Origin of the sequence: Leptolyngbya sp. FACHB-36 (assembly GCF_014695955.1) — a bacterium.
Lineage (GTDB): Bacteria > Cyanobacteriota > Cyanobacteriia > Leptolyngbyales > Leptolyngbyaceae > FACHB-36.
This window is the reverse complement of record NZ_JACJPG010000546.1, coordinates 1-6,243: the sequence shown is the minus strand read 5'-3', so window position 1 is coordinate 6,243 and position 6,243 is coordinate 1. Positions and strand designations below refer to the sequence as shown.

General features: G+C 55.2%; 7 protein-coding genes. 4 read left to right on the top strand and 3 right to left on the bottom strand.

Annotated elements, in window-relative coordinates; all coding sequences use genetic code 11:
• Positions 1 to 472: SAM-dependent methyltransferase (locus tag H6F43_RS15660; protein WP_242025662.1), on the top strand; the 472-nt coding region annotated here is incomplete at its 5' end.
• On the opposite strand, the gene glsA is transcribed toward H6F43_RS15660, so the two are convergent.
• Positions 462 to 1,379 carry a glutaminase A gene (gene glsA / locus H6F43_RS15655; RefSeq protein ID WP_190343655.1) on the bottom strand — a complete coding sequence of 306 codons (918 nt, stop codon included), beginning with the start codon at positions 1,377 to 1,379 and terminating at the stop codon, positions 462 to 464. The two genes, H6F43_RS15660 and glsA, sit on opposite strands and share 11 nt — an antisense overlap.
• A 142-nt stretch (positions 1,380 to 1,521) precedes the next feature.
• On the opposite strand from glsA, the gene H6F43_RS15650 reads away from it, so the two are divergent.
• Together H6F43_RS15650 and H6F43_RS15645 are read left to right on the top strand one after the other, a co-directional pair.
• Positions 1,522 to 2,730: an acetate kinase gene (locus H6F43_RS15650; RefSeq protein ID WP_190343656.1), complete on the top strand. Its 1,209-nt coding sequence runs from the start codon at positions 1,522 to 1,524 to the stop codon at positions 2,728 to 2,730.
• A gap of 88 nt (positions 2,731 to 2,818) precedes the next feature.
• The gene (locus tag H6F43_RS15645) at positions 2,819 to 3,031 is read left to right on the top strand and encodes an acetyltransferase (protein WP_190343654.1); all 213 of its coding nucleotides are present in this window, start codon (positions 2,819 to 2,821) and stop codon (positions 3,029 to 3,031) included.
• A 161-nt stretch (positions 3,032 to 3,192) separates the two neighbouring features.
• Here H6F43_RS15645 and ribH read toward each other — a convergent pair whose 3' ends face one another.
• Together ribH and psbZ are read right to left on the bottom strand one after the other, a co-directional pair.
• Complete coding sequence (gene ribH / locus H6F43_RS15640; protein ID WP_190343653.1) at positions 3,193 to 3,762, bottom strand: 6,7-dimethyl-8-ribityllumazine synthase; 570 nt, start codon at positions 3,760 to 3,762, stop codon at positions 3,193 to 3,195.
• Between the two features lie 125 nt (positions 3,763 to 3,887).
• Positions 3,888 to 4,079: a photosystem II reaction center protein PsbZ gene (psbZ, locus tag H6F43_RS15635; RefSeq protein WP_190343652.1), complete on the bottom strand. Its 192-nt coding sequence runs from the start codon at positions 4,077 to 4,079 to the stop codon at positions 3,888 to 3,890.
• 229 nt (positions 4,080 to 4,308) lie between these two features.
• Between psbZ and H6F43_RS15630 the strand changes: the two genes are divergently transcribed.
• On the top strand, positions 4,309 to 6,243 hold a 1,935-nt coding region (locus H6F43_RS15630; RefSeq protein ID WP_190343651.1), incomplete at its 3' end, for a CBS domain-containing protein.

The following is a 6,243-nucleotide window of genomic DNA, read 5'->3' as shown; positions in this document are numbered from 1 at the left end:
CGACGTCGTGTTTGTGTCGGAGGGCGACGTTAGCTTTTACAGCACCTTCACGTATCTGGCGCAAACGTTGCAGCAGGCGCACCCAGAAGTGACGATCGACGCCATCCCCGGAGTCTGCTCGCCGCTAGCGGCGGCGGCGGCACTGGGACTGCCCCTAACACTGCGGCAGCAGCGCTTAGTGGTTCTGCCAGCTCTCTACAAGGTTGCAGACTTAGAAACCACCCTGGCAGCGGCAGATGTTGTTGTGCTGATGAAGGTGAGTTCGGTGTATCGCCAAGTGTGGACGATTTTGCAGCGGCATCAGCTATTAGAGCGCAGCTACGTAGTGGAGTGGGCAACTCATCCCAACCAAGTGATTCATCGAGAGTTGCAGACGAAACCAGACTTGACGCTGCCATATTTTTCACTGTTGATTGTTCAGGTAAGCCCTGAGCATTTACCAGCGCAAATCCTGGATGAGTTTAGGAGCTGAATACGCTGAGATTGAGCGATCGCGCCATCTGCTCTACCACATACAGCCCAGCAATCGAATTACCCGTTGTGTCGAGAGTCGGGCTGTAGCAGGCGATCGCGCCCGCTCCGGGCACTACCGCCAAGAGTGCCCCACTCACACCTGACTTGCAGGGCAAGCCGATTCGCACCGCGAAGCGTCCAGAGGCTTCATACAGTCCGCAGGTCAGCATTAGCGCGTTGATGGTGCGCGAGTGTGGGCTGGCTGACGTTGCCAGCAGCATCCCCAAACGGACGAGGTCACCAACGGTGCCTGACAAACAGCAAATGTGATTGTAGGTGTCGATCGCCGTTTCCACCGAGTCCAGGTAGCCTGACTGCACCAAATAGGTAGCAATGGCTCGATTGGCTTCGTTGTTCAGCGATCGCACCGACGCCAGCATTGGCGCATCTAGCACGAGTTGAGCGCCCGACTGCTGGTTCAGCCAGCGCCGTAGGGTTTCACACCGCTCTGCCCCAGATTGACCCGGCAGCAGCGCGGTCAGCGCGATCGCGCCGCTGTTGATCATGGGATTGCGGGGAAAGCCTTGATCCGACTTGAGCTGCGCCAGCGAGTGAAACGGCTGCTCAGAGGGGTCGATGCCCACTCGCGCAAAGACAGCCTCGTGCCCTAGCTGGTGCAGCAGAAATAGCAGCAGAAACGGCTTGACAACGCTCATCAGCGCAAATGGTTGGGCAGCGTCCCCCACGGCGTAGTCATTGCCCTCGATCGTCTGCACCTGAAGCGCTAACCACTGAGGATCAGCCGTTGCCAGGAGGGGAATATAGTTGGGAAGCCGTCCAATCTGCACCTGTGTTTTGGTGTGGGTTATCCAGTGCTCTAGCTGCGACAGCGACAGTGTGGCGAGTTTGGAAGGAGTGCCAGTCAACGTTCAAGACTCATTGCGACCTTTAAAGCTTATCGGTACTTGTGGGGCGTCTGCACTAGGAACGCGCGGTAATTCTCTCTTGCGAGGGTGGAGTGGAATCTAATTTCTGTTCACAATGCAAGCGGCAATCTCAGGGTACAGCATGAAAATCCTGGTGTTGAATGCGGGATCGAGTAGCCAGAAAAGTGCGCTGTATGCGCTGGACGGTACAGCAGCGGAAGCGTCCGAGCCACTGTGGGAAGCCAGCGTCGATTGGAGCCATCAGGCGGATGTCGCAGAGCTAAAAATCAAAACCGCAGCGGGCAATCTGCACGAAGAGATTCCAGCCACTGATCGCTCCCAGGTCATGATCCATCTGCTGGAAACGCTTTGGCAAGGCAAAACTCAGGTAATTCAGCAGCCATCCGACATTCAGGCTGTAGGACATCGCGTGGTGCATGGGGGACAAGACTATAGCGCCAGTGTTGTCATTACACCAGACGTGAAGCAGACGATCGCTCGCCTAGCGGACCTTGCTCCTGCCCACAATCCCGCCAATTTGGAAGGCATTGAGGCGATCGAAAAAATCCTGCCCGATGTCCCTCAAGTTGCCGTGTTCGATACTGCCTTTCATGCTCAACTGCCGACGGCTGCCAGCACTTATCCCGGTCCCTATGACTGGTTAGAGCAGGGCATCCGACGCTATGGCTTTCACGGCATCAGTCACCAATACTGCGCCCAACGCACTGCCCACATCCTCGGGCGCGACCTGAGCACGCTAAAGTTGATCACCTGCCACTTGGGAAACGGTTGCTCACTCGCCGCGATCGATCGTGGACGCAGCGTTGATACAACAATGGGTTTCACCCCGTTGGATGGCTTGATGATGGGCAGTCGCTCCGGTGCGGTCGATCCAGGAATTTTAATTTATTTGCTGCGGCAGGGACACACCGCTGACCGCTTAGACAAATTGCTCAACAAAGAATCTGGACTAAAGGGAGTGTCTGGCATTTCTGGAGATATGCGGCAGATTACCCACGCCATTGCTGAAGGGAACGATCGTGCCCAACTCGCGTTTGATGTGTACGTCCACCGCTTGCGCTTCAATATTGGCGGGATGCTGGCAACGCTGGGCGGACTGGATGCGCTGGTGTTTACAGCGGGCGTTGGGGAAAATCAGGCTACGGTGCGGGAGTTGACCTGTCAAGCCTTCGAGTTTCTGGGACTGAAGCTGGACCACGAGAAAAACCGTCAATCTCCCGTCGATCAAGACATTGCTACTCCGGATTCGATCGTGCGCGTGGTCGTGGTTCACACTCAGGAAGATTGGGCGATCGCGCAGGAATGCTGGCGGCTGCTAGGTGCATCCTGAGATAGAGGATTTCAGCAGATAAAAATAGCACGCTAGTAGCGAATGGTGCACGAATAGTGCCTTACTAACGATATGTGAGTAATTGATTATGCTGCTACAAGACAAGCAAACGGGCGAACTCATCGAAATTTTAGACGTACAAGCGCTGTCGGACCCAACTCAATCAGCCGTACCTAGCCAAAGTCAGGAAGGACAAGAAGAGCAGGACCCTGTGAAGCTTGAAAAAGCAAATTTAGCGTTTCCTTCAGGCGAGAGCTTACCTCGCTGCTGGGTCGATGCAAACTACCGCGAGCAAAATTAGCGGTTTGTAGTTGCACGCGATCGCGAATATATTGATCCCCGGCTTTTTAAACGAAGTCGGGGATTTTAAGTTTGGAGATTGTAAAAATACCGTTGAATCTGAAAGACTTAGCAGAAACTCCTGATCAAGTGACACCTGAAGGAGCCGTCACTGAATCACACTCAAGTGGCTTGCTCTAGTGAACCATCCGGTGCCACTGCACTTCTCAAGGAAGCTTGCAGCGTCGGCGTTGCACCCGCATGGGTGTCGTAGGTTCCTTTGACCTGGGGCATCAAGCTTGCCATTTCCAACGCGCTCATGGCGTAGTTCCAGCCCAGATTACTCTTAATGCCCGCTCGCTCTAGCGCCTGCTGCATGGTGTCAGTGGTGACAATACCAAAGATGACTGGAACCCCAGTTTGGAAGCTTGCCGCGGCGATGCCTTTAGAAACTTCAGCCGCAACGTAGTCAAAGTGGGGCGTTTGTCCACGAATCACCGCACCCAAGCAGATGATCGCGTCGTAGCGATTTGTCAGCGCCAACTGCCGCGCCACCATTGGCACCTCAAAGCTGCCCGGAACCCAGGCATAATCTACCTGCGTTCCATTTGGGTCTACATTCACTCCGTGTCGCTTGAGGCAGTCCTGACAGCCTTCCAGCAGCTTGCTCGTCACTAAATCATTGAATCGCCCAATAACGATCGCAAATCGCAGTCGATCAGTTTGGGTAAACGTTCCTTCAAAAACCGCCATTCTGTTTGTAGGTAGCGAACATCCCCATCAGCTTAGAAGCGTTGACAGCGCAGATTCGGCTGATGGGGTTTACGATGATCTTAATTCAAGATTCTTATTGCTGAGTTCAGCCCCGCTGAACTGGATTAAATAACCAGGTAGTTTAACACACCCACCAAGATTACCAGCACCGCCCAAACGCCAGACCCCAGCAGCACAAGCCGCTTCGACTGGTCCCAGTTTTGAGGCGTTGCCAGCGCTACAGGCGCACCCACCACCATCACGAACGACAAAATCACCAGAGCAGCCAGCGCAATCTGGAACAGAATCGTAAACATTACCTTTCTCCCGCTACGGCATCAATCTAAAGCAACCAAGGACCGCTGAGACGGCATCAGTCAGCCCATGAGTAGTACGCTATCAGAAAATTGATACCAATGGATAGTAAGGAGCCAGGGAGTGAGGAGTCGTGATTAGCCATTCGCTGTTAATTACTTCGATCGCCCGCGCTGACTTACCCGTTATCCCTCACTTTCCCACGTTTGCTCTCTGCTCACTCCCCACCGCATGGACCTTATCCTCTGCCACACCACTGCTGACTTTGACACCTTGGGAGCTGCCATTGGCATGACGCGGCTGCGACCGGGGGCGCGCATTGTGCTGTCGGGTGGTGCCCATCCAACCGTGCGAGATTTTTTAGCGCTGCATCGCGATGAGTACGCGCTGATCGAGCGTCGATCGGTAAATCCGGAGCAAATTCGCTTCCTGGTAGTTGTAGACGCACAGCGGCGCGATCGGCTGGGCAAAGTTGCCGAGTGGCTGGATTTGCCAGACGTAGAGATTGCGATTTACGACCACCATTTAGACGGGAATTCTGACATTCCGGCGGCAGAAATGCATCTGGAAGCAGTCGGTGCCACGACGACGCTGATCGTGGAGCAGCTTCGGGCGCAGTCGCTAACGCCCACGTCGATCGAAGCAACCGTGATGGCGCTGGGAATTCATGTTGATACGGGATCACTGACCTTTGACCATGCCACCGCGCGAGATGCCGCAGCGCTAGCGTGGCTGATGGAGCATGGTGCAAACCTGCGGGCGATCGCCGAGTACGTAGACCCTGGACTGTCGCCGCAGCTGCAGGATCTCCTCACCGTGGCGTTAGATACTCTGCAAACCGAAACGGTGCAGGGACAAGCGATCGCCTGGGTTCTGCTGAAGCTGGATGAATTTGTGCCAGGACTGTCGAGCGTGGCGGGTCGATTGATCGAGTTAACCGAAATCGATGCGCTGCTGCTGGCGGCGCAGTATTCGCGGGCAGGTGGTGAGGATGCGGAAACCTGGCTGACGGTGATTGGACGATCGCGCCTCGACGGCACCGATTTGAATACCCTTCTCAAACCGCTGGGCGGCGGTGGACATCCCCGTGCAGCAGCGGCTAATTTGCGCAACCCCTCGCCAGAGACGCTGCCTCAGCTAGTCGCGCAACTGAAGGCACAACTGCCCCACCCACCGATCGCCAGAGACTTAATGTCCTCGCCTGTTCGCACGATTCGACCGGAAACGACGATCGACGAGGCACAGCGGATTTTGCTGCGCTATGGGCACTCTGGCCTCTCTGTAGTAGATACTCAGGGGCAGATCGTTGGGGTCATCTCTCGCCGCGACCTCGACATTGCTCTGCACCACGGCTTTAGTCACGCGCCAGTCAAAGGCTACATGACCACGAATTTAAAGACCATTACACCCGACACAGTGCTACCCGATATCGAATCCTTAATGGTGACGTATGACATTGGTCGCCTACCCGTGGTAGATAACGGTGAACTGGTGGGCATTGTGACGCGAACGGATGTGCTGCGGCAGCTACATCGAAGGGAAATGAAAAGCGGAGTGGACATTCAAAGTAGTTCCTCCAGAAACGCTTCGCGAACACCATTCAACACTCAACTTCCCGCTCCCCATTTCTTGCTGACGGCTCTACAGCAGCGCCTCACACCAAAACTGTGGACGGTGTTAACACAGGCCGCACAGCAGGCGGAAGAACGGGGATGGCACCTCTACCTAGTGGGTGGAGCAGTGCGGGATTTAGTATTAAACCTGTCCAGTCAGGCAGAGCCATTGCTGCTTCAGGACATCGATCTGGTCGTGGATGGATTTCATCGATCGGCAGATGTTGGTGCAGGCGTAGAACTCGCGCGATCGCTGCAAACGCAATACCCTGGAGCACGCTTGGACGTACACGGCAAGTTCCAGACGGCGGCGCTACTGTGGCACAACGATCCTGTATTCAAATCTCTCTGGGTAGACATTGCTACGGCTCGCACTGAGTTCTATCCCTACCCTGCGGCGAATCCAGAAGTCGAGGCAAGTTCCATTCGCCAAGACCTCTACCGTCGCGATTTCACAATCAACGCGCTGGCGATTCGGCTCACTCCACCGCATGCTGGAGATCTGCTGGATTTCTTTGGTGGCTGGCTTGACCTACAGGCAAGACAAGTCCGG

Excerpts from the sequence above, each read along its gene's own strand:
- H6F43_RS15645 (WP_190343654.1), top strand. The coding sequence starts at position 2,819 with ATGCTGCTACAAGACAAGCAAACGGGCGAACTCATCGAAATTTTAGAC.
- ribH (WP_190343653.1), bottom strand. The coding sequence starts at position 3,762 with ATGGCGGTTTTTGAAGGAACGTTTACCCAAACTGATCGACTGCGATTT.
- psbZ (WP_190343652.1), bottom strand. The coding sequence starts at position 4,079 with ATGTTTACGATTCTGTTCCAGATTGCGCTGGCTGCTCTGGTGATTTTG.
- H6F43_RS15650 (WP_190343656.1), top strand. The coding sequence starts at position 1,522 with ATGAAAATCCTGGTGTTGAATGCGGGATCGAGTAGCCAGAAAAGTGCG.